22 protein-coding genes and 1 tRNA gene are annotated in these 21,505 nt (G+C 37.9%); 8 read left to right on the forward strand and 15 right to left on the reverse strand.

Features of this window, described 5'->3' with window-relative positions:
• The first annotated feature begins 39 nt into the window (after positions 1 to 39).
• The 3 genes from B7E04_RS16195 (at position 40) to B7E04_RS16200 (ending at position 2,653) form a co-directional block, all read left to right on the forward strand.
• Positions 40 to 501: an Lrp/AsnC family transcriptional regulator gene (locus tag B7E04_RS16195; RefSeq protein WP_080779548.1), complete on the forward strand. Its 462-nt coding sequence runs from the start codon at positions 40 to 42 to the stop codon at positions 499 to 501.
• Between the two features lie 439 nt (positions 502 to 940).
• Positions 941 to 1,099, forward strand: a complete 159-nt coding sequence (locus B7E04_RS22210) for a hypothetical protein (RefSeq protein WP_165439459.1) — start codon at positions 941 to 943, stop codon at positions 1,097 to 1,099.
• Between the two features lie 21 nt (positions 1,100 to 1,120).
• A complete protein-coding gene (locus B7E04_RS16200; protein ID WP_080779549.1) occupies positions 1,121 to 2,653 on the forward strand; it encodes a peroxidase, FMP-type in 1,533 nt (510 codons plus the stop codon).
• A gap of 1,328 nt (positions 2,654 to 3,981) precedes the next feature.
• On the opposite strand, the gene B7E04_RS16205 is transcribed toward B7E04_RS16200, so the two are convergent.
• Positions 3,982 to 4,611, reverse strand: a complete 630-nt coding sequence (locus B7E04_RS16205) for a TetR/AcrR family transcriptional regulator (RefSeq protein ID WP_080779550.1) — start codon at positions 4,609 to 4,611, stop codon at positions 3,982 to 3,984.
• Positions 4,612 to 5,024: 413 nt separating this feature from the next.
• Positions 5,025 to 6,395, reverse strand: a complete 1,371-nt coding sequence (locus B7E04_RS16210; protein ID WP_165439460.1) for a T9SS type A sorting domain-containing protein — start codon at positions 6,393 to 6,395, stop codon at positions 5,025 to 5,027.
• Between the two features lie 258 nt (positions 6,396 to 6,653).
• On the opposite strand from B7E04_RS16210, the gene B7E04_RS16215 reads away from it, so the two are divergent.
• Genes B7E04_RS16215 through B7E04_RS16230 form a run of 4 tightly spaced genes read left to right on the forward strand, consistent with a single transcriptional unit; the run spans position 6,654 to position 8,697 of the window.
• On the forward strand, positions 6,654 to 7,019 hold the full coding sequence (locus tag B7E04_RS16215; RefSeq protein ID WP_080779552.1) for a VOC family protein: 366 nt from the start codon (positions 6,654 to 6,656) through the stop codon (positions 7,017 to 7,019).
• Positions 6,994 to 7,380 carry a hypothetical protein gene (locus tag B7E04_RS16220; protein ID WP_080779553.1) on the forward strand — a complete coding sequence of 129 codons (387 nt, stop codon included), beginning with the start codon at positions 6,994 to 6,996 and terminating at the stop codon, positions 7,378 to 7,380. The genes B7E04_RS16215 and B7E04_RS16220 overlap by 26 nt, the downstream gene beginning before the upstream one ends.
• Positions 7,381 to 7,392: 12 nt before the next feature.
• Entirely contained in the window at positions 7,393 to 8,028 is a 636-nt protein-coding gene (locus tag B7E04_RS16225) for a hypothetical protein (RefSeq protein WP_080779554.1), read from the forward strand.
• A 6-nt stretch (positions 8,029 to 8,034) separates the two neighbouring features.
• Positions 8,035 to 8,697, forward strand: a complete 663-nt coding sequence (locus B7E04_RS16230) for a hypothetical protein (protein ID WP_080779555.1) — start codon at positions 8,035 to 8,037, stop codon at positions 8,695 to 8,697.
• Positions 8,698 to 8,887: 190 nt separating this feature from the next.
• Here B7E04_RS16230 and B7E04_RS16235 read toward each other — a convergent pair whose 3' ends face one another.
• From B7E04_RS16235 to B7E04_RS22745, 6 genes are all read right to left on the reverse strand, one after another.
• Positions 8,888 to 10,723, reverse strand: coding sequence for a POTRA domain-containing protein (locus B7E04_RS16235; RefSeq protein ID WP_228439966.1), 1,836 nt, complete (start codon positions 10,721 to 10,723; stop codon positions 8,888 to 8,890).
• Positions 10,724 to 10,864: 141 nt separating this feature from the next.
• The gene (locus B7E04_RS16240; protein WP_080779557.1) at positions 10,865 to 12,226 is read right to left on the reverse strand and encodes a peptidoglycan-binding protein; all 1,362 of its coding nucleotides are present in this window, start codon (positions 12,224 to 12,226) and stop codon (positions 10,865 to 10,867) included.
• 304 nt (positions 12,227 to 12,530) lie between these two features.
• Positions 12,531 to 13,553 (reverse strand): hypothetical protein, encoded by a 1,023-nt coding sequence (locus B7E04_RS16245; RefSeq protein ID WP_080779558.1) that lies wholly within the window; start codon positions 13,551 to 13,553, stop codon positions 12,531 to 12,533.
• A 283-nt stretch (positions 13,554 to 13,836) separates the two neighbouring features.
• On the reverse strand, positions 13,837 to 14,076 hold the full coding sequence (locus B7E04_RS16250) for a hypothetical protein (RefSeq protein ID WP_080779559.1): 240 nt from the start codon (positions 14,074 to 14,076) through the stop codon (positions 13,837 to 13,839).
• A gap of 201 nt (positions 14,077 to 14,277) precedes the next feature.
• Positions 14,278 to 15,309, reverse strand: coding sequence for an alpha/beta fold hydrolase (locus B7E04_RS16255; RefSeq protein WP_080779560.1), 1,032 nt, complete (start codon positions 15,307 to 15,309; stop codon positions 14,278 to 14,280).
• A gap of 173 nt (positions 15,310 to 15,482) precedes the next feature.
• On the reverse strand, positions 15,483 to 15,653 hold the full coding sequence (locus tag B7E04_RS22745; RefSeq protein ID WP_449384831.1) for a bacteriocin-like protein: 171 nt from the start codon (positions 15,651 to 15,653) through the stop codon (positions 15,483 to 15,485).
• A gap of 440 nt (positions 15,654 to 16,093) precedes the next feature.
• Here B7E04_RS22745 and B7E04_RS16260 point away from each other — a divergent pair, with 440 nt between their 5' ends.
• Positions 16,094 to 16,351, forward strand: a complete 258-nt coding sequence (locus B7E04_RS16260) for a hypothetical protein (RefSeq protein ID WP_080779561.1) — start codon at positions 16,094 to 16,096, stop codon at positions 16,349 to 16,351.
• 21 nt (positions 16,352 to 16,372) lie between these two features.
• Here the strand turns inward: B7E04_RS16260 and B7E04_RS16265 are convergent, their stop codons facing one another.
• The 7 genes from B7E04_RS16265 to B7E04_RS16290 all read right to left on the reverse strand — a co-directional run bounded on the left by B7E04_RS16265 (position 16,373) and on the right by B7E04_RS16290 (position 21,497).
• Positions 16,373 to 17,236 carry a putative phage abortive infection protein gene (locus tag B7E04_RS16265; RefSeq protein WP_080779562.1) on the reverse strand — a complete coding sequence of 288 codons (864 nt, stop codon included), beginning with the start codon at positions 17,234 to 17,236 and terminating at the stop codon, positions 16,373 to 16,375.
• Positions 17,237 to 17,332: 96 nt separating this feature from the next.
• Entirely contained in the window at positions 17,333 to 17,578 is a 246-nt protein-coding gene (locus B7E04_RS16270; protein WP_080779563.1) for a hypothetical protein, read from the reverse strand.
• Positions 17,579 to 17,672: 94 nt separating this feature from the next.
• Positions 17,673 to 17,975: a hypothetical protein gene (locus tag B7E04_RS16275; RefSeq protein ID WP_080779564.1), complete on the reverse strand. Its 303-nt coding sequence runs from the start codon at positions 17,973 to 17,975 to the stop codon at positions 17,673 to 17,675.
• Positions 17,976 to 18,276: 301 nt separating this feature from the next.
• Positions 18,277 to 18,486 (reverse strand): hypothetical protein, encoded by a 210-nt coding sequence (locus B7E04_RS21990; protein ID WP_139785422.1) that lies wholly within the window; start codon positions 18,484 to 18,486, stop codon positions 18,277 to 18,279.
• Positions 18,487 to 18,574: 88 nt separating this feature from the next.
• Positions 18,575 to 19,105, reverse strand: a complete 531-nt coding sequence (locus tag B7E04_RS16280; protein ID WP_080779565.1) for a hypothetical protein — start codon at positions 19,103 to 19,105, stop codon at positions 18,575 to 18,577.
• Positions 19,106 to 19,364: 259 nt separating this feature from the next.
• A tRNA-Arg gene (locus B7E04_RS16285) sits at positions 19,365 to 19,436 on the reverse strand.
• A 291-nt stretch (positions 19,437 to 19,727) separates the two neighbouring features.
• The gene (locus B7E04_RS16290) at positions 19,728 to 21,497 is read right to left on the reverse strand and encodes a TonB-dependent receptor (RefSeq protein WP_080779566.1); all 1,770 of its coding nucleotides are present in this window, start codon (positions 21,495 to 21,497) and stop codon (positions 19,728 to 19,730) included.
• Positions 21,498 to 21,505 lie beyond the last annotated feature (8 nt).

A 21,505-nucleotide genomic window follows, 5' to 3' on the forward strand; every position in this document is an offset into this window, starting at 1 on the left:
AAATTAGCATAATTCAAAAGTATTAAAGAATATTATTCTATGGACCATCTTGACGATAAGGATATTCAGCTGCTCAGGCTGCTTCAGAAAAACGCCAAACTGACTGTTAAAGAACTGGCTAAAGAAATCAATCTCTCCCCTTCGCCCGCTTTTGAAAGGATAAAAAGGCTGGAACAGGATGGATATGTCAAAAGATATTCCGCCGTTCTGGACGCTGAAAAACTGAACCGCGGGTTTACTGTTTTCTGCCAGATCAAATTAAAGATCCATGACCGGTCCGTAGGTTACGATTTTGTAAAGGAAATCCTGGAAATAGAAGAAGTGGCCGAATGCTACAATATCTCAGGAGATTTTGATTTCCTGCTTAAAGTTCAGGTCCGGGATATGAAGCATTATCAGGATTTTGTCTTTAATAAACTGGGGTCCGTAGATTCCATCGGGAGTACACACAGTACATTTGTGATGGCTGAGGTAAAAAACAACCATGGACTGACCATCTAAGAGATCCGGCTGATCTTTTCACTTCTATTCTTTCTGATTATTTTCAAAACAATGGTTCTATCCGCATGTTTTTATTTTTTACGAAACCTCATCGTTCGTAATTTAAAATAATTCTAAATTAAGCAACAATAAAACACGCTTGAACTCTTTTATCCAAGGGACTTTTCAACAAAAAACAAATAAAAATTACGTAGAAATACTGAACATCCCGTACCACATTGTTTCTAATTTTGAGTAAACAAAAACTGATAACAATGGATCGTTTAAACAACCACTTACCTTTCCTGAAAAAAGAGATGGGTTATGAAACTGTATCCCGGGTCCGGCAGGTCTAGCTCAATCGATACTGCGGTCTCCCAACCGGAGTTGAAGATACTTTAACCATCAAATTTTAAAGAAATGATCCGTTCTGATCAATAGGAAAAGCTCTGCCGGTAGAATGCAACGCAGCGTATCCTATGAAAGCCAATCCGAAAATGCAGATTTTGAATCTAATCCGCAATTGTATGACCTGAAGGAGCAGGCTACCGGATTGATAAGCCAGCCGCTGAACGCCCAGCAGAATGCAGGACCTACTTTTGAATATCCAGTTAATTAATAACCATAAAAACTATACATCATGCTTAAACGAAAAAAACAAAGCCTCGAAAAAGGAAGTGAATTATTCCGTAAGAGTCAGGACCTCAGCCAGGGTACCCTTGCTCAAATAATGGACGGCTATTCAAAACTTCTTATTGATGATCCTGTAACACCTTTCAAGGAAGAAAATTTGCAGGCCATAGCGGATAACGTGGATTACGGAGTCCTTGCAGCACTGGATGGAACATGGGTGAGCTATAACGCGAATTACAATAAAAATGTAACCCGTCCTTCGTTAGGCAGCGGAATTCACACGACCATCATGCCTTCCCCGGGAACCAATCCAGGAACAATTCCCGGTAAATTCAGTTTTGACAGTGAAGAATATATTGAGAAGCTGACCTTTTCCCTGGTTCCCGGTGGTGTCCGTAACCGGGGCGGTGCCAGCGAATTGTTTTGCGGAGCCGTGAAATACGAGCAGACGATTAAGAGTGTCAACAAAGCAGAAGGCCAGCCTTCCCTGCAATACACCTCTATTCATGAGGAAAACGGGATGTACCTTTGGCTGAGTGACGTTTACAATCATGCTGCCACCAAAGAGTCCATTGAAAAAGACCGTGGTATTCATGCTTTCTCTGATGAAGATTTTAAAAATTATGGCTATACCGGGAAATACAGGGATGAACCTCTGGTTCAGGTGTCAGCAGACGAGAAAAATAAAAAATATATCCTTTTAAGCCAGCTGGAGCCGGGACAGGAGTATTATGAAATCATTCCCGCTCAGGAAATAAAACCGGGGGACGGCATCACCGGGCCTTACTTTATTCCGGACTACTCTATTTCAAGAAGCGGTGTGATCCCGCATGGCAGCACCATTACCTTATTGGGGGATATTGCACCAAGCGGTAACAACTATTTAATTAACGGTTCCCCGCAATTCCCGTATGGTGATGCTGCCTGGCAGACGGATCATCTTGCCATTTCACAAACGATGGGAGGAGCCGGTGCAAGCGCTAAAAATCCTATTAATCTTGATGAGCCGGCACCGGCATGGGTTCACGAAAAGCTGACCGATGAGAATGACCCGGGTTCGAATAAAATTTATACCCAGCGCATTCTTGCCGATGATCTCTATCCTTATTCAGTAAGACCAGATTTACGGCTGAGAGATACGTTAAGCGGTCAGGAGGTGGCTAATTACGTCCTTGTTCAGATGTCCTCAAAAATGAAGACCGGCGCTCAGGGCGGAATTTTAAATGTTCCTTTTGTAAACCGATTTGTTCCTACCGTTGAAGTAGATTTCCGTTTATGGATTGAAACCGTGATTGAGGACGGAAAAGAAATTCTACAGTTGCAGTATGAGCAGATTGTATTTTTTGAATTTGATTTCGGAAATGACGGCGGTACCACGAGCTGGCCTCATATCCAGGTAAATACGCTTCGTAAACTGGAGGATATCCCTGCGGATCAGAGAGCCATCATAGAGGAACAGTTTTTTGATAAAACACCTAAAATGAATGTTCCGGACAGTTCAGTGAATCCTCCTCCGGGGTGTCCTTATCATAAGGGATAAAATAATCCGGAAAATATAAAACCTACAAGGCTATCTCACAAGGATAGTCTTTTTTTGTGGCTGTTTTTTTAAACATTAAGAGGAATTAAGGAGATAAGAATAGTTAAGGTAAAATCAAGATTTTTTTAAGCGAAACGTTTTAGAATTTCTCGCAGATTAAGCAGATGATGCAGATTTTATCTTTATGATCTGCTTAATCGGCGTAATCGGCGAGAGATCATAAAATCATCAGGTTTTGCCTTCTGCTGCTGTTTTTTTTAAACATTAAGAGGAATTAAGGAGATAAGAACAGTTAAGATAAAATCAAGATTTTTTTAAGCGAAACGTTTTAAAATTTCTCGCTGATTAAGCTGATGATGCAGATTTTATCTTTATGATCTGCTTAATCGGCGTAATCGGCGAGAGATCATAAAATCATCAGGTTTTGCCTTCTGCTGCTGTTTTTTTTAAACATTAAGAGGAATTAAGGAGATAAGAACAGTTAAGATAAAATCAAGATTTTTTTAAGCGAAACGTTTTAAAATTTCTCGCTGATTAAGCTGATGATGCAGATTTTATCTTTATGATCTGCTTAATCGGCGTAATCTACGAGAGATCATAAAATCATCAGGTTTTGCCTTCTGCTGCTGTTTTTTTAAACATTAAGAGGAATTAAGAAGGTAAGAATAATTAAGAAAAAATCAAGATTTTTTTTAAGCGAAACATTTTAGAATTTCTCGCTGATCAAGCAGATAATGCAGATTTTAGCCGTATTATCTGCTCAATCAGCTCCATCTGCGTGAGATCATAAACCATCAAATTTGGCCTTTCTTAAACATTAAGATTGATTAAGGAGATAAGAATAGTTAAAAAAATCAAGATTTTTTTTTAAGCAAAACGTTTTAAAATTTCTCGCTGATCAAGCAGATAATGCAGATTTTATCCATATTATCGCTTAATCAGCGTCATCTGCATGATATTTTCTAATAAATAGTTTGATTTTTCTTTATATCTTCTTTTGTCTTGAAATCAAAGATTCGACCTAGTCAAACAAAAGAAGCAAAAGTTCAAGACCGGGAAACTTCCGCTAAAAATAAATCCTGTTCTCTAAAAATTCTAAAACTTGCGCGGATTTGCTATTTCTTCTTCGGATCAATCGCAGTGCCGTGCTTCGGACAGTAGAATTTTCTTAACGCTCACAGGGTTTATTTTTTAACGCCCATTTTCCTATGTCGGTTTTTATTGCAGTTGTAGAAAATAATTTTCTCAAAATAATCTGTGGAAATCTGTGTAAATCCGAGGTTAAAAAAATCTGCACGGTCTGCATAATCTGCGTGAGAAAAAAAGCATCAGAGATTTTCGTAGGTCTGATCTACTAAAAAAGACACCGCTTTTTTAATTTCATCGCGTCCTTCAGGTGTACTAAGGTCTATTCCGCAAAAGACACTGCCATTCACCGCAGAATACATGTTCAGGTAATAAAGCCCGGAAATAATAATCGCTGTTATGGCCCGGTAGCTCTGCGTCTTTTCACCGAAATGGGGCTCAATAATCAATTTAAAAAGATGCTCGCCGTTTTCTTCCTGCAGATTGGTCATTTTTGTCAGGGATTTCCGGTATTCGGATAAACGCCAGATCAACAGCTTCTGCAGCTCTTTGTTTTTAGCTACGTAATCATATTGCTGATGGAGCATGGCCTCTGTGAGCAGTCTTCCTCCGTCATTTATTTCGGGCATTTCTCCTTCGGTTAATACATTGCTCCAGTAGTCCCTGGAACGGATATACTCGTCCATAAGGCCGTCCATACCGCCAAAATAGGTGTAGATCATTTTTTTATCCACTCCGGCAACGGCAGCGATATCATTGACCTTCAATGCGGCATATCCTTTTGTTTTCAGAATTTTTCCAACGGCATCCAAAAACTTTTTTTTACTTCGTTCTTTGTTGCGGATACTGCCGGCTACTGGTTTTCTTTCCATGATTTGAGATTCAATTATACAAGTTTAAGAAAAATTTTATTATTTTAAACACTACATAGTGTCTAATTGTGTATATTTGCACGAACTAAACCATTCAGCATATATAAAACACAATTTCGATTGAAAAAAGTACCATCAATTTTGATCAATCCCATATTTCGGACAGGGTCAATCAGAATATTCAGTTTAATCTAAATGATCCTCCCGTTAAATGGTTCCCAGAGTGTATTCCCTCAGTTAAAATGTTCATACCATAATGATGAAGCATTAGATGATAAAGTGATTAAATCCAATAAAAAAACAATTTCGAACACCAATAACTAAGGTAAAAACACTAAATGTAAACAGCACCATTGAAATCTAATGGTGCTGTTTTTTATTTTGTAATAAAACCAGTTGTCACCGGGTCATCATTATTTTTTGATTATCTTCTCCTGCAAATTATTTCCGTCAACAGTAACCGCATCTATAGTATATGTTCCAGGTAGCAATGTCGAAACATCCAATACATTAGTGTTTAAATCTGAAAAATATTCTATCAGCGCACCGGTTACACTGTAAATCCTGATGCTTTTGATTTCTTTAGAAAAATGAATCTTTTCTAACACTGGATTAGGATAGATCTTTACCTGCTTTGCTGAAAAAAGCTTATTGTCAGCAGTTCCAAGCAAAGAACAAGGTCCCATAACCATAGTAGGAGTAAGTGTAAATGACGCTGAAATAGTTCCATTTCCAAGCTGCCCGGAATGATTTCCTCCCCACGACCATACGGAATTATCCTGTTTTATTGCTACGCATTGAAGGGCCCCACAGTCTATACTTTTCCAGTCGTAATCATTTCCAATCTGTATAGGAGAGGTTCGTTGTATGGTAGTTCCATCCCCCAATCCGCCATATTCATTTTTTCCCCACGCCCATAAACTTCCATCGTTCTTAATTGCAAAACTTTTATCATAAGTAGCTGTAGTAATTATTTTCCAATCAAAGGAATTCCCAATACGTACCGGGGATCTCCGTTGGATTGTTGTCCCATCACCCAGTTCACCATGTTCATTCGCTCCCCAGGCCCACAAGCTTCCATCCGACTTCAGTGCCAGACTATAACCTCCTTTTGTAGAAACGGTTTTCCAATTGCTATCTGTTCCTATTTGCTGCGGGATAGAAAAATTACTTACTGTGCTATCTATACCTAGCTGCCCCACACCGTTGTTTCCCCAGGACCATAATGTTCCGTTGTTCTTCAGCCCAAGTGTATGGTGACTGCCTACGGCCAGAAACTGCCAGTCTGTATCCGGTCCAGCCTGTACAGGGACTAATGAAGGATCAGCCGGCATAGTTCCGTTTCCAAACTGACCTTCAATTCCCGTTCCCCAAACCCAGAGAGTTCCATCCATTTTAACACCGTAAACGGTAAAAAGCCCATTATAGATTGCTTTCCAATGATCCGTACCTATTTGTACAGGTAAATGAACCGGAGATGTAGATCCATTTCCAAGCTGATTCCCTTCTCCCCATCCCCAACGGGTTCCGTCATTCTTCAAGGCTACTGTCGACATATAGGAATGTGAAACGCTTTTCCAGTCACCTGATGTGGTAAGCTGGAAGGGCGTGCCTCTGTCTGTATAATCATTTGTCCCCAACTGCCCATAATGGTTGCTTCCCCACTCCCAGATATTTCCATCAGCACTTATCGCAGCTACCGTTTCAAATTGTGTATGAACTGTTTTCAAACATTGTCCTTTAGAAACCGCAGTCAAAGAAACAGCCAGTAATAAACCCATCATTTTTTTTCTCATATGGTTATTAATTAATAATTTCGACAAAAATAGTATTATTTTCAGAACCTGTTCCTCATATGGTATGTTAATGGAATTTCCTATCTGAATAATAAGTAACGTTTTTTCTGATGTAAAATAATTAATGAATTACGCGATATTTCAATTAAATCTTATACTAATTCCTGAAAATTTAAAATTCACCTGCTGACACCCTCATGTCACACCTCTCTCCTATTTTTGCTGAGTAATTTAAAATATTCAACAATGAATTTAGTATCCATCCGTATTATTACGGCCCATATTGAGACCCTGATCCCGTTTTATGAACAGATTACAGGCCTTCAGGCCATACAGTATACTCCTGATTTTGCCGAACTGAAAACGCCTGCAGCAACCCTTGCTATCGGAAGCACCAGGACTTTACAGTTTTTCGGGGGCGAAGCGGTGGCACAACCTGCTGAAAACCGTTCTGCAATTATAGAATTCAGGGTTGATGACGTAGAGAAAGAATTTGCAAGGCTAAAGGATTTCCTGGCTACTTATATTGTTCAGGAACCGACTACCATGCCATGGGGAAATAAGTCTTTATTATTCAGGGATCCTGATGGGAATCTGGTTGGCCCCTATTAATATGATCCAGTATAAAATCACCTGCAACAACGATGATAAAGACTGGATAGATGAGTATGACACCAAGATCAATTCAGATAAATTCCTGGTCATCATTGCTTCCCATGGGTTTACACAGCCGGTATATACGGTTAATTCAAACTGGATTACCCCTATGCATGAAATCTACGCATACAGCTCAAACGGTACATGGAAACTCAGAGCAGATTATGTAGGATTTTCAACAGATGATGCGCTTCCGAATGGGATATGGACACTCAACCTATTAGTTTTTGACAGAACATACGCCAAGGAATTCAATATAGCACAGACCGTAAACACCGCCGGAACAGGAGCCGCTTCTGCCCCATTAATCCAATAACAAAAAAATAATATGAAAAAAATAACCACGCTCTTATTTATTGCAGGTGCTTATCTGAATATGAGCTCACAGGTCGGGATCAATACAAAAAACCCGCAGGGAACCCTGGATGTTTCGGGAGGATCTTTAATAGAATCCTACGTGATTGATACCGTGAATTCCTATGCAACGGGAAATTATTATCTTCTTACGCGCTCAAAGGATAGCACACCGGTAGGGAAAGTAAAGCTGCTCGATATTGCCCTGCGGAATGTAGCCCCTGTCAACACCTACAATATTACGCTCAAAAATGTTAGTCAGGATGATGTGGTAAGCCTTAATACGGGGCTGGAAACCGCTAAATATATCGTGGCCATCACCGGAGCTGTTTTTACAGATGCAACCCCGGGTGTGAACACAACGACGCAAATTAAATCATTTGGTGCGTACTCCACGGAAGTAACTTTCGTAACCAACGGCGGCAAAACCTATAATGCTGTGAATTTAAGCTTTCAGGGAGCCGGTACAGCATCCGCCCAAAACGGAACCTGGTCACTCACCCTGTGTGTTTATGAAAGAGCACTGGTGAAGGACTGGGGAACCTATACCGGAACCATCAATAATTCATTTACCGGAGTTTCAACCAATACCCCGATAGGACTTCAATAAACCATTATGAGAATAAAAATATATGCTGTACTTATTGTATGTACAGGACTCTTCATTCATGCCCAAAATGCAAAAGTAGGTATCAAGACTGCCAATCCTACAGAAACACTGGATGTAAACGGCCCGAGCTACACCAACTCGTTATACCTCAGAAATCCCGGTGAACCGAATAAAACAGGCGGCCACTTTCTTGCCACTTCCAAAAATAAACTGGATCTCTATGATCCTGCATTGGAAAGCAGCGGATTATTCAATTATATCAAGCTTACCATTTCAGGTGTTCCTTCCACAGGCATTATTGATTATGATACCAAAATAGATGCGACAAGGTTTTTAGTGGTGGTGCATAATTATTCCTTCAAGCTCAACAATGGTTCCACGCAGGTTGCCCTTGACTACGGCGCTAACGGCATCAATGATAATAAGCAGGGATCTCCCAATGTGAATACCTTCAGAAGCAACGGGACCTGGCATATCCGGGCTAATTTTACCAACAGCACCTTACAGCGATACAGCAATCCGGATGGTACGTACAATAATTTTAAAGTGGATTTGTATTTAATGGCTTATAAATACCTGATCACCAAACAAAATATAGAGGATAATATCCAAAATCTTGGAGGAACCAATGGGTCTAACAAGGCATTGAGTAAGCCGTCTGGGTTTTAGTTGCTTTTGAGCTGGAAGATGGAAGCCAGAAGAGGGAAGTTATCCCGGTTATAATTTTCAACAATTCTCACGAATCTGATGAAGGTTATCTTAAAAATTAACAAACCCAACCATAGTTCTGCTTACGGGTTTCATTAACTTCCCTCTTCCAGCTTCAAACTCCAAGCCTCATTCTCTCCAATTTCCCCCATCAGTTTCCAAAATTCACAAAGTGAGGGATATCGGTACCAAAGCTATTCATTGGCAGAAGATTATTGCGGTTGCTGTTAAAATCAAAAACCGAATTATTGTCGAAAGGCACCCGTGGATAATAAGTGAAAGAAATCTGAATCCTGTTGAAAACCAGAAACGGATTATTAATTAACACCCCGATCCCGATTTTTGTGTTTGTGTTCGTCTTAAAAAGCTTGTCATCAGGCATACCCAGCCAACCGACTGCCGCAGTTAAATAGGGGCTGAAGTGGAAATTCTTCCAGGTTTTATTGATAAATAGCTGAAGCTGATACCTCAGAACCAGTTTTTTGGTTCCTATATAATCTGCATCGTATACGGGAAACTCGTCTGTAGAAGTAAGATTGATCCTGTCTTTGTAAGAATAGTTGTGCTGTGGGTTTCCTAAAGCCAGCGTAGGAGAAAAGAAATGTCTTGCTTTTGCAAATTTCCAATCCATCAGGTCTGTAAAATAGGTTCCTTCCAGGCGGAAAGATTCCCGGTTACGGCTGTCTTCATTAAAAAACCTTCCGAACTGGGCTTTCAGATTGAAATACCCTCCCTTTATAAATTTACCGTACGAGGCGGAAAGGCCCAGATAGGGCATCACGTCATTACTTCTTGATAAAGCTCCGGCCGTAATGCTCGCCGAATTACCGTAAGCAATATCCTCCGGCAGATCATATTGAAAAATATTCTTCTGAACGGAGAAATTCCGTTGAATATAGCCTACAGACATCAGAAAACTGCTGTAAGAGCTGAAGTACTGATATTGATCTATTCCGGGGCTGTCTTTATACTGATAGTTCTGAAACCTTCCTATTAATGCAATATTGGTATTCACTTTTTCAGAGGCACCTGATGAAATGGGAATCTGGTAACCTCCCCATAAATCCTGGCTGTAGACTTTAATCTGAACTTCCGGAAAGCGGTTTTCTGTACCTGTGTCTGTTTCAACAGGAAGAAATACATTCCGCATAAAATATTCAAAAGTAAAACCTCCCGCCCATTTGGTCAGCGGCGAGAAAAAATCTCTTTTGACATTGAAATTGATCCTTTCATTTTTCAGAAAATCACGTTCTCCCAAAAGCTGGGCATTGATATAAGTTCCCCAAAGGTTGTAGGCTGTATAACTTCCCAAAAGATAATCCTGCTTTTCTTTGGAATCGTTTCTGTACAACAGATTCAGTTCATGCCCCAATCCCAATACATTTTCTTCGGTAACTCCAAGGCCAATCTTGCTTCCGGAATAACTTAGTCTCGGCTTCAGGCTCCAGGAATCGAGCACCTTGACCACCACGTCAATGGAATCCTTGCCGGAAGTACTGTCCGAAACGCTGATATTCACCCTATTGATAAAAGGCATCGCCCTCAGCAAACGTTCGGATTCGTAAAGCTTCTGGGCATTATATTCTTCCCCTTTCTTAAAAAGCAGATAATTATTAACGGTTGAATTTCTTGTATTGGCATGAAGATGATTGGTGAACCAGTCATACCAGTTGGATTTTTCTTTTTTCTCTTCCGAACCGTATCCAAACGGGTCAATGGTTTCTATCCTGATATTTCTGATGTGTTTCCCATGATGAGTTTCCTGCGAAAGCTTCTCCGTTGTTGTCCTGACAGACGCAGAATCCGCCTCCCGCCGGAATATGAAGCGGTGGATGAATTTGGTCACTTTCCTTTTATCTGAAAAATTTTCAATTTTATAATACAGTGAGTCTTTTCTTTCCTGTGCTTTTATGAGGAATAAGCCATTTAAAAACAACATTAAAATTACAAGCAGTCTGGTCATGGATGGTTGAGAAATATGATACATCTTCTGACATCAATTTATAAGCCAATAGCGCCAAAAACTGAGTATTTAACGGAAAAAAATAGCCCTGTCAAGGTTTAAAACCTTGACAGGGCTATTTAGTAACATCCGGCCGGCCGGATTGCAGCCACTCAGATTCATCCATTACAAGGCCGAAGCAAGCAGGTAGTATTCGTAAACCAGTTCGCCGTAATATTTTCCGGCATCATTCCGGTATCCCTGCTTAAAGCCTTTGGTGATATCGGCCGTACCTTTATTGTACGCAATGGCCACATAGATCTGTTCTGTAATGGTAAGTGTGGTTTTGCCCCGGTAGGAAGGAATCCTGTTTTGTGCCGCTTTTAATTCATTCACGGCCATTTCAATGACTTTATCAATGTTTCCCCATTCTTTATTGAGGAAAAAACCGGGGTTCGTTTTAAAGAACTGCAGGTCGTACTGAAAAATACCATAGCCATGGCAAAATTTATCAGGTTTGGTATCGTAAAGCTTTTTGTAGGCAGCTTCCCAGCGTCCTACATTTTTCAGAGCTTCCCGGGCAATCAGGAACATTTTATCCCCGTCCTGATGGGCTATCAAAGCAGCTTTATCCGTGGGAAAAGCGCTTCTGTTGGGTGCATCAAGGGTGTCTCCGGTACAGCACATCAGTAAATCGTCTACTGTAGTTTTGCCTATCATCTTACTCCAGACATAGCCGGTTTCCTGATAGGCAATGGCCATCATGAGATAGAGATCGAAAGGAGTTCCTGCCAGTTTTGCTTTTATTTTGGCTTCAAAATTTTGTTTGAACCAGAGCATGTTTTTTTCAATGGACGTATACTGCCGCACCTGAAGGGACTTCAGAGTATCTTTGCCCAATACACCATCTACCACAAGCCCTTTTATATTCTGATAATTGGCTACGGCTTTGGCGGTTTCCTCATCATATATATCATTGATAACCCCATGATATAAATTAAGTCTGGAAAGTCTTTTTTTGGTATCCTCAACAATAGCATGCTTCATGAGTGGTGATTTGACATAAAAATTCAATGGCGGAATATGATAATCAGCAACCAGTTTTGAATTGGTTTCATAATCCACTCCATTAATCAAAAGACCATATTCCCATGCCCTGCCATCAATGGTACTTTCGCATACTCCTTCCCTTGCGCTTTTAGCTTCTACCGTCCCGCCTTTGCCGTCACTGAATGCAATATGCCCTATTTTTATTCCTTTGTAGCCGGGTGACCGGAATACAATAGCACCATAAGTTTGAGAAGCTTCGTTAACTGTTATTTTTCTGCAGAAAGCTGCTGCATCTTTAGCCCAGTATCCTGTATAGGCTTCCAGTCCTCTTATTCCTATTTTAATTCCTGTCACCTGGTATACAATCCAGGAAATAAATTCCGCACAATCCCAGGGACCTTTGTAACCTGCATTTTCAAAAGGTACAATGGCGCCGAAAACATATTTTTCTCCAATATGTTTCCCGGCTGTTTCTAATAGTTGTTTTCCGGTATTCATGGTTGTTTTATAAAAAAAATTAATATTACAAAGTAATGGTACTATAATTTTGCAGGAATAAAAACCGATTATCCCGGCCTATTTTTTCTTTCAAATATCACCTGCAAGGTTTTACATTAATAACCTCTGTAAGTTGTCTGTCCCTTTTATTGAGGTTTAAACGTTACATTAACTGCTACTCTTTCGTTAATCAGGGGTAAAGCATAAATGGAATCACACTGAATACCGTCTAAAGCAACATCACCTGAACATTAGAAATAATGCGTAAAAATTGAAAATCAATCAGCTCTGCAGCCGATCGGCTCTATTGTTCCGAAAGAATTTTTCTCTCATCTACCAGCTTTGTTGCCAGCTTTAAAAAATTGTCAGACAGACCTTTGAACTCTTCTGAAGAATTCTGTAAGCTATTTATACCATTCGTTGCTCTAAGTGCATTAGGATTTATGTTATGCTTTTTAAGCACTTCCCTTACCGCTTCCACTTCACGCTCATCTTTTGTTTCCTTACCATTCTCACCTAACTTAAAGCCTAAATATCCTGCTGCACTTGCCCCCAATAAGGTAAGCTGCCAGGTTTCAAACTCAAGAAACGGAAATATTTCTGCGATCACATTATCTCTGAATGTAAACACAAAAGCAATCCCGAAAACAAGGTTGAAAACCAGGCACTGAAACCTGTGAATACTGACGCCTCCTTCATCGGAAAGTATATCCGTAAGCCATCCTTCCGTATCTTTTATGTCCTGATGCCGAAGACGAACAGGATTAGTGTTGTCTTTCATCTGTGCCTTATTCATGGTATCTCCGAGAACAGAAACCCCAAGGCCTCCTGCCAATAAAATAACGGCGCTTGGAGTAAGTGCTACCAAAAACCCGGTGTAAATATAGAATGACAGGTAACAGGATAAAATAATCATAGTCCACCAAAACACCTGCATTCTCGCAAAACTGTAGGGTCTTTCTGTTACCGGTTTTAAACCGTTTCCTTCAGGTGAATAACTCAAATCCCGGCATAATGCTGTTTTCATCAGAAGGGCAATTCCTGCAATCCAGATCAATAAAAATGAGATCCAGAATGAAGCCTCAAAGCTCTTACCTTTCTTCTCATAAAGAATTTTCGGATTTTTCTTCTGGTATTCATAAGCGGTCATCAAGGTGGGGTCAGGCTGAGGTTTCTGTACCTCTTTTTTAGGAGGTGCATCCTGAGGCTTTGCAGTAGTCTGATTCGTTTGCTGATCCACAGAATCAATAACAGGAGGAATAGCTGCATACAAATCATTTGAAAAGCTTAAAAAGCTCAACAGCAATAGGGTAATAAACGTTTTCATGGTTAGAATTTTAAGTTTAATTAGTTTTTTTCTATGATTGAGAATAAAGAATTCTTACATTTCAACTTCTTTCATCTTCCCACGTGTTTCTGCAGATATTCATTCTCAGGGATTATATCATCACAAATTTTGGAATTATATGCGGTCCTGTCAATTACCCGTTTGGGTAATATTAATGTTGGGCATACATTACAGCCCGAAAAACTTCAGTCTTTCAGATGATTTAAGGCCACAGCCGTTATTATGATTTTTTAATCAGTTAAGATATTGCAATTTGTGATCGTCAACCCAACGGATCGTTATTGTACCTGACTTTACTGGTAAATAATACATTGTAAGTATCCCCTATAAAAATTTCGTGATGTATTAATAGTTTCAGTTGATCAGCAAGAAAAATACTGATTTCAGGAGTGAAGCTGTTTTGAAGATCTCCCAAGGCAGAAGCCCTCTGATGTACATCGGAGCCGCCCACATATTGCATACCACCATACCCCGGATCTATAGTAATGATTCCAGTTTTCATGATATAAGTTTTCTTAAATTTAGGGAATTTAATTGAATATCGTAAAAAAATATGTGATGTTGAAATAAATATCGTCCCGAATTTGGGACATATTTAAAATAGAATGGCCAAAGAGCAATACCGACAGATGGTCATACTCAAAATATTTTGTATAAAAAAAGATCCTCAAGTGAGGATTTTTTCATACTTACAGATAAGGATCTATTTTTTCTTTCCAACCTTTTCAGCCAGTAAATTAATCTCTTTATTTATAATATCAGCGTTCTTTTTTTCCGTAATGATACTACCATGATTTGCATCCATAATAATTTGTTTTCCATTAGAAGACAGCTCTTTCAGTTCTTTTTGCATATCAAACCATAAGTGAACCTGTTTCTCAGGATCAATTCCTTGTTTTCGGTATTTTTCTTTTTGGAATTGATTATACTGTTCGGTAGCAGTAAATACCAGGACCGGCAATGAATCTAAGTTCTTTGCTTTACCAGCCCGCATCAGGACTTTATTCGTTAATTCATTCTCTCTTAAAAACATCCGGTACACATCTCCGGAATTAAAAGTCAAAGCTCGTGAACGGCTATACAGTTCTTTGGGTAAACCGTCACCCTGATATACCGGCTTACCAAGTGTTTTATCATAAATGCCCAAAATACCAAGATCTGCAAGCAGAGATCCTACTTTTAATAATTTTGCCTGCCCGTCAGGGACCAGTTCTTTTTGAGCTAACCGCTTCCACTGTTCAGGATGGCTGGAATCTATAAAAACGATTCCTTCAACTTCGTTTGGATAAAGATCCATAAATATCCTACTATAAGGCCCTCCCATAGAATGCCCTACCAAAATGTAAGGTGGTTTTTCGCCAATTTTTTCTAATAATTCATGCAGCTGATGAGCATAAAATTCAGGGGATAAATTATCATTATTACCCGATTCGCTGAACCATTTTCCTTGCCTGTCATACCGTATAACCCTGGTATTATTTTTTAAACCTTCCGCTATCCAATGTAACATATCTGTATTACTCTGCGCACCGGCTTCAATAATAATTGTAGGTAAAGATTTCTTTTCACCCTCTACCCTTACATGAATATCGGTGCCATTAACGTTGACTAATTTACCGGGAGGAAACGGTTTTGGACTAAACAGCCGGTATCCTAAGCCTAAGAACAGTATTAATATCAGAACTGCTGCTATAAGTTTACCAACAAACTTAAATATTTTTAAAACTAATTTCATAGTGACTTTTAAACTTCATATCAGCAATGAGGGAAATTCCGAATACATAGTAACTTTTAATTCAACCCTACTCAACAGATAATCCGGCCATATTTTTAAACAGTGATTGCAGTGCTTTGAAATGAAATGGTATTAATATCTAAAAAAACACCCTTTAGTCAGGGTGTTTATTTTTATGATCCAAATGGTATGCAAGAACATACACAGTCGTAAATGCCCTGGTCCGGATCACAAACGTATATAGACTCGCATTTCAGATAGTGTTTTGCCGGGCACACCATTGGAGTACCAGATCCTTTAATTGTTTTTAAATTCTCTCTTGAAATTTTTTTGAAATTTTTCATGCTTAAATTTTAATTTTTTCAAGTCTAAATATACATAAATTCTTCATTGTGTGAAAAATAAATTGTGCACTTTATAATTCACAAATGTTTGATTTTATTTTAAAGCATAATTTTCCTTCTATTGGGCATTTATTCGTTATTGTAAATTTTAATTAATAAAAATTTTTCGGAACTGAATTAACAAAATTCTGAGCAGCTTACATGTACAATAGCGATGACCCTTTGAAGGTCATTTAAATCAAAATGATCGCTCTATCAGTCATGGCATGGCATTATTTCCCCAATCACATTTATTATTAGCCTGTTCAGTGATTATGTAGGAATATACGAGGCTAATAATAATGGTGGATGGTATAATTTAGGTTACATCTTAGGATGCGGAATGATTTTCGGGAGCGGCTCATCTGCTTCTTCAAAAAAATAATTTAAAAGCCTAACACATGGAAAACTTTAATTTTTACAACTTCCTTACTGAAAAAGGTTACGAAAAAGATACAATCCGTGATGCATCTGGAAAAACTTTCTGCACCAACTACCAGAAAGAACTTACGGAGAATATTTGGAACTCTCTGACGGTCCACAAGGACAAAACAATAACGGGTGCATCACCCAAGACTGGAATAATATTTAAACAGATTGTTCAGCCTTCTACAAAACAGGACGCAGAGGTCATTCTTTGTAGAATTGAAATAACGTAATATTTTTAATCAACGTTACAATTATCGTGAATACAGATTTGTGGTCTCATTTGCTAATTGGTGCGAAATTGAATCGTTTATGATTAGGCTATCATCAATATCAACAAACAAATCGTATTGAATTGCTAAGGTCAAGAAATCGTCAACTTCCTTTGTCTGAAATGACTTATAAAGAAAAATGACCTTTTCAGATTTTGAAAGCATTGAACTGATTATGGAAACGTAAAATCTTTTGTCAATATTATCTGTAGAATGAATTAACTTTAGTATGTGGAAAAAGGAATTAAAATAATGATAGATATAATTTTTGTATCTAAAATCTATTCTGTTAAATTCATGCATAATTTCTTCAAATTGAAGTACATCCTTATATCTATGTCGGTCTAATAGCTCCCTTCTTTCTTTTAAGCTATCCGAATGGGCCTTGTTAGAGCAATATGCATGAAATTGTCTAAGCACAAAATCTATGGCCTCTCGCCCTTCATATATTAAGCCACTTTCATTAATTTTTGTTTGGTTCGTTATATTTTGGAATAATGTTATCATTTGAAAGTATGTATTTTCAAATTGCTGTTTACTCAAAGTACTATTTTGAGTAATAAACTCTTCTCTAGTTAGCTGCATTTCTTCACGTGTAAGTTTTAGCTCGTTTCGTTGCATTTTAAGCTCTTCCCTTTGCATTAAAATAGTTAGGATAATTCCGGCTAATGCAAAACCCGAAAACAAAGCGTTCACTGCCCCAAAAGAATCACCTATTAGATTGCCGTTTTCTACTATAAAGCCTAAAACAAGCAAAGAAATTATCCATATAACAATGATTATAATCCCGACATTTTTTGCCAATTTTATTAAATCTAATTCTTTGTCTTCCTGACCGTGATTCATAATTATTACGTTTTGGCAAATATATTAAACTATTTCCTAGTTGAAGGAAAAGAGTTAGCACTTAAGAAATAATAAAGCCCCAATTAAGGGGCTTTATTATGATAGTTTTTTAAAAATATTCTGCGCAATATTAATTTTATCTTCTGGGATTCCAGTGCTTTTCAATTTTGCATTATTGTTTTGCATATCTATTTCTACATGTAAATGCAGACCTTTTAAATCTTCGATATCTAAGATTTTCCATATTCTTTGCTTTATTTCTCCTTCTGCTCTTTCCCAAGCTGCTTTTTCAAAATCATTTTCATATGGCTTTGGGTTGATAATAGTAAATTCTATATACATAATTATTAATTTTTGATTCTCACATATATAACATAAAGCATTCTTAAAAACCACAACACCACTTAGTGCTCCAAAATATCAGTACTTTAATTGTTTAGTACAATAAACCCTCTACTTCTTTATCGTAATACATTAAAAAGTTATCGTATATTTCTTGAAAATCTATATTTGAAAAAAAACCTTCTATTGTTTCATCGTAGGTTCCATCTTGAAGTGTTAAAAAAATCTTCTCTAAATCAGAATTAAGCATTTTGCGGAATGATTTAGACATTTCTTTAATTTTATCTTTATCTGTTCCAATTTTAATGTTAAGATTTACTCTTTTGATGTATTCTTGTGTTTCTAAATACCCTTTTAATGTTAACTCTTGGAAAATCAAAATAGGTTCATTATTCATAATATAAGTTTTTTTTCAAATATAGGAAAAGTACGACTTCTAAGTATGATGATTGATAATTAATTTCTTCCAAGAAATAAGACTTACTTTTTCAAATCTACACTTGCATCTTTCTTAATTTCAAAATTGACTTCCTCTTGCACCTTATCCACGTCCTTGATCCAAGCTTTCTTCACTGTCTATCAACTTAGACTAACATATTTAAGGAAACTTCCCCACTTTGTAAGCTCCGGATCCAGGCAGACTTTCTCTCTCCAGAAATCGTAATTTTCTTTTTGATATTGCTCATCGTTTTCCCGGACTATAGGTTCTTTAGGTAAATAAGGAGATTGGCAAAGCCATCAGATAAACCCGGATATTCTATGCTGTCTATTTCTTTGTACAGTCTTTCAATACGGAAGGATAGTTTTTGGTATAGATGTGAAGTGTAGTTGTCATTGTAGAAGTGATAGCAGTAATGCCGGAGATCCTCAATTTCTTCACCAAATATTACATCTTCACAGTAACCCATAAACAAGGGTGTTAGAGCTATAAAGTGTAGCTCCATTTCATGGGTAAGAGGATCGTATTTCGATATACTCAGAGGCAGTCATGCAAAATTAATTTTCACGCTTTTCAACTTCTGTTAAAATTCTACTTTTTATATGTTTGAGATGCTCATAGTTTAAATTCCTACCACAGCTACAGATGAAGTCCCCGTATCCATATTTAGACATCATAATAGGCGATGGATTACAGTTAGAACAGTACGGTGTTAACTTATCAAAAATGTACTCTTCATCTAAAACCGACAATTTGAACTTAATCAAAAATCTATCTCCCGTATCAAAGTTGGCTTCATGATATTTTGGAAAAACTTTGATCGCTTTGAGCATTTTTCTTTCTTGCTTTGAATTTTTAGATGCAAATGACTTATAGATTCTGGATATCAAATATGCTATTCCAAAACATATTATAATTTGCCACAAAGATAGTTGTCTACTGAAAAAATTGATAAAGCTGTTCGTATTGTCAGAAAACCAGTTTGTCAATGATTTAATGTTCTCATCTATCTTTAAATATGCTGCAAGTATTATAAGAAATGTCGCAAAAAAATAAGGCTTAAAAACCTCATCTAAAAATTTTTTCATGTGTTTATTAGTTTATGGTATTCACAAAATTAAAATATTAAAACTATTACACAAAATTTTTGTTTTCTTCAAAGAAATAAGGTTTACTTTTTCTTCTCTCCAGCATTTCTCTGTTATTGTAAATCCATTAATTAAATTTTCCAGAACTAAAAAAATTCTAAGAAGCTTCCGAGGCGAGGTTCTAGCCGTTGTTTATTTACTATAAGTTTGGAAAAACAAAACAACCCACTGAAAACAGCAGGTTGTCCATTAAGCATTGTGACCGCAGAAGGATTCGAACCCTCACTGTCGGAGCCGAAATCCGAAGTTCTATCCATTAAACTATGCAGCCGGCTTTTTGGGTTTTAGAGTTAGAGAGTATATGAGTTATAAAAACGATATACTTAAGCTCTAAAACGCATTTAAGACTGCGAAAATACTGATTTTTTTACAATTTATCGAGTCTATAAAAGCTTAATTCTAAAAATATCTGCAAAGAAAAGCTTATTTAATGATTTTGCTTAATACAAATAATTAAAGATCAAGGTTTTAATATAAGTATTTTTCAGGTCATTAATTCACTGCATAAAATAAAAAAACCTCACACCGGAATGTAAGGTTTATATTTTTTATAGATTTTTACCTAGAACGTAATCTTCACACCTCCCAGAACCTGCGCTCCCAGGACTTTATAGCCTTTGTAGGTCTGATAATTGGAGTTCAGAAGATTGTTTCCGATGGCAAACACACTGAAGTTCTTATGGAATTTGTATTCCGCAGAAAGATTTAGATCTGCATAGCCTCCTACTTTATCATTCCTGTTTTCTGTAGACTGGTACACCAGATCCGGATTTGCTACCCCTTCGAGGGCAAAAGAATTCGTGGTTCTGTCGCTGGCAAAAATTCCTTTGAAACCTAACAATAGCTTTTTGTCAAGCATGGTATATTTTGCGCCGATACTGGCGTTCACCAAAGGAACGTTGTAAATATCCTCGTAATTTTTAAGATCGTATTTTGTAAACCTTACCTCTCCGTCTAAAACTAAATTTTCAAGCGGGAAATACTGTACGCTCCCTTTGATATCACTTACATTTCCGTCATCATATACTGCTGAGAATGTATTGGCAAAGTTATAGGCAGAACGGTTCAGGGTGTAGGTATTATCAAACAGGTTGTTTCCCTGGAAGAACATAATATTGTTCACCTTTCCGTAACCGGCAGAGAAATCGTATTTGAAGGTTTCATCAATGTCACCTCTCAAACCTATATAAAAGTGATATTTGGTTTCGGTAGGCTTTAAAAACTGGTCAGACAGGATGAATGGATTGGCCTGCAGAAGATCACCGTATGTATTCAGCTTCAGACCTCCGTCTACCCCACCGTAGAACTTAAATTCCTTAGCGGCAGCAAACTGGAATTCCGCCTGCGGGAACCAGTAAGTCTTATTGTTTTTCACCTCCCCGCCTATCACATCGCTTGAATTTTTAGCATTCAGGAAAGAAAATGTAGATCCCAGCATTAAGTATGAATCCCCTTTTCTGAACGTTACTTTAGGGTCAAGAGTGGTATTAAAAAAGTTGGATGAATTTTTATCCCTGATCGCAAATTCTGATTTCACAGCTTCCAATCCAACGCCTAAGTCTGCATTTAAATTGATCCCCGATTTTCCGATCTCTACCGCATGCTTGGAAAGATTCGCCAAAATGGACACCTGGTTTTCCTGTGCATCAAAATGATCTTTCAGGAACGATGATTTTACCCTCACATCATTTAAAATCTCATTGGAATAGAAATCATAGTACCCGTTTACCTTGAACTGATTCACCCGCTGCTTCAGATCAACATCTGCAGATGGCTCCAGCGCATAAATCCCGTAATATCTGTTATTATCCAGTCCGTACTGCGCATTCAGGTTAAATTTTCCTTTTTCACCGTATGAATTCAAGTAGGCTCCGATGGCCGTAGAACTCTGCTTGGAATCCCATGCATACTCTTTTTTCAGACCTAATGTAGAAAGGAAATGGAAATCTGCCCCTACTTCCAGCTTGTTCTCAAGCGTTTTAGAAATATTGGCATCCGCAAGGATCTTGCCGAAATTACCCATTCCGAACTGCAGATAATTATTCTGAGCCGTTCCGTCAAATTTCGGAGTTACATCCTGCCCCTGAATGGTAGACGTTTTAAAATCCGAAACCGCAGGCACATCCGTAATGGTATACTTTACAGGATTCTGGGATTTCTCTTCCGGCGGATAATTCTTAATGGTTTCCACAGAAGTCTTCTTCTTCTCAATCTTCCTCACTTCAGGCTCCCGCTTCTTGTTAAGAATCAGCTTTTCCTCCTTGATCTGGGAAAACGCAAACTGCGAAAACCCTAAAAATAATATGGATAATAATTGAATTTTTCTGTTCATTGTTCAAT

This window comes from Chryseobacterium phocaeense, from assembly GCF_900169075.1.
Taxonomy (GTDB): Bacteria; Bacteroidota; Bacteroidia; order Flavobacteriales; family Weeksellaceae; genus Chryseobacterium; species Chryseobacterium phocaeense.

Coding starts and splice junctions, on each gene's coding strand:
- B7E04_RS16195 (WP_080779548.1), top strand. CDS start 40: ATGGACCATCTTGACGATAAGGATATTCAGCTGCTCAGGCTGCTTCAG.
- B7E04_RS22210 (WP_165439459.1), top strand. CDS start 941: ATGCAACGCAGCGTATCCTATGAAAGCCAATCCGAAAATGCAGATTTT.
- B7E04_RS16200 (WP_080779549.1), top strand. CDS start 1,121: ATGCTTAAACGAAAAAAACAAAGCCTCGAAAAAGGAAGTGAATTATTC.
- B7E04_RS16205 (WP_080779550.1), bottom strand. CDS start 4,611: ATGGAAAGAAAACCAGTAGCCGGCAGTATCCGCAACAAAGAACGAAGT.
- B7E04_RS16210 (WP_165439460.1), bottom strand. CDS start 6,395: ATGATGGGTTTATTACTGGCTGTTTCTTTGACTGCGGTTTCTAAAGGA.
- B7E04_RS16215 (WP_080779552.1), top strand. CDS start 6,654: ATGAATTTAGTATCCATCCGTATTATTACGGCCCATATTGAGACCCTG.
- B7E04_RS16220 (WP_080779553.1), top strand. CDS start 6,994: ATGGGAATCTGGTTGGCCCCTATTAATATGATCCAGTATAAAATCACC.
- B7E04_RS16225 (WP_080779554.1), top strand. CDS start 7,393: ATGAAAAAAATAACCACGCTCTTATTTATTGCAGGTGCTTATCTGAAT.
- B7E04_RS16230 (WP_080779555.1), top strand. CDS start 8,035: ATGAGAATAAAAATATATGCTGTACTTATTGTATGTACAGGACTCTTC.
- B7E04_RS16235 (WP_228439966.1), bottom strand. CDS start 10,723: ATGTATCATATTTCTCAACCATCCATGACCAGACTGCTTGTAATTTTA.
- B7E04_RS16240 (WP_080779557.1), bottom strand. CDS start 12,226: ATGAATACCGGAAAACAACTATTAGAAACAGCCGGGAAACATATTGGA.
- B7E04_RS16245 (WP_080779558.1), bottom strand. CDS start 13,553: ATGAAAACGTTTATTACCCTATTGCTGTTGAGCTTTTTAAGCTTTTCA.
- B7E04_RS16250 (WP_080779559.1), bottom strand. CDS start 14,076: ATGAAAACTGGAATCATTACTATAGATCCGGGGTATGGTGGTATGCAA.
- B7E04_RS16255 (WP_080779560.1), bottom strand. CDS start 15,309: ATGAAATTAGTTTTAAAAATATTTAAGTTTGTTGGTAAACTTATAGCA.
- B7E04_RS22745 (WP_449384831.1), bottom strand. CDS start 15,653: ATGAAAAATTTCAAAAAAATTTCAAGAGAGAATTTAAAAACAATTAAA.
- B7E04_RS16260 (WP_080779561.1), top strand. CDS start 16,094: ATGGAAAACTTTAATTTTTACAACTTCCTTACTGAAAAAGGTTACGAA.
- B7E04_RS16265 (WP_080779562.1), bottom strand. CDS start 17,236: ATGAATCACGGTCAGGAAGACAAAGAATTAGATTTAATAAAATTGGCA.
- B7E04_RS16270 (WP_080779563.1), bottom strand. CDS start 17,578: ATGTATATAGAATTTACTATTATCAACCCAAAGCCATATGAAAATGAT.
- B7E04_RS16275 (WP_080779564.1), bottom strand. CDS start 17,975: ATGAATAATGAACCTATTTTGATTTTCCAAGAGTTAACATTAAAAGGG.
- B7E04_RS21990 (WP_139785422.1), bottom strand. CDS start 18,486: ATGGGTTACTGTGAAGATGTAATATTTGGTGAAGAAATTGAGGATCTC.
- B7E04_RS16280 (WP_080779565.1), bottom strand. CDS start 19,105: ATGAAAAAATTTTTAGATGAGGTTTTTAAGCCTTATTTTTTTGCGACA.
- B7E04_RS16290 (WP_080779566.1), bottom strand. CDS start 21,497: ATGAACAGAAAAATTCAATTATTATCCATATTATTTTTAGGGTTTTCG.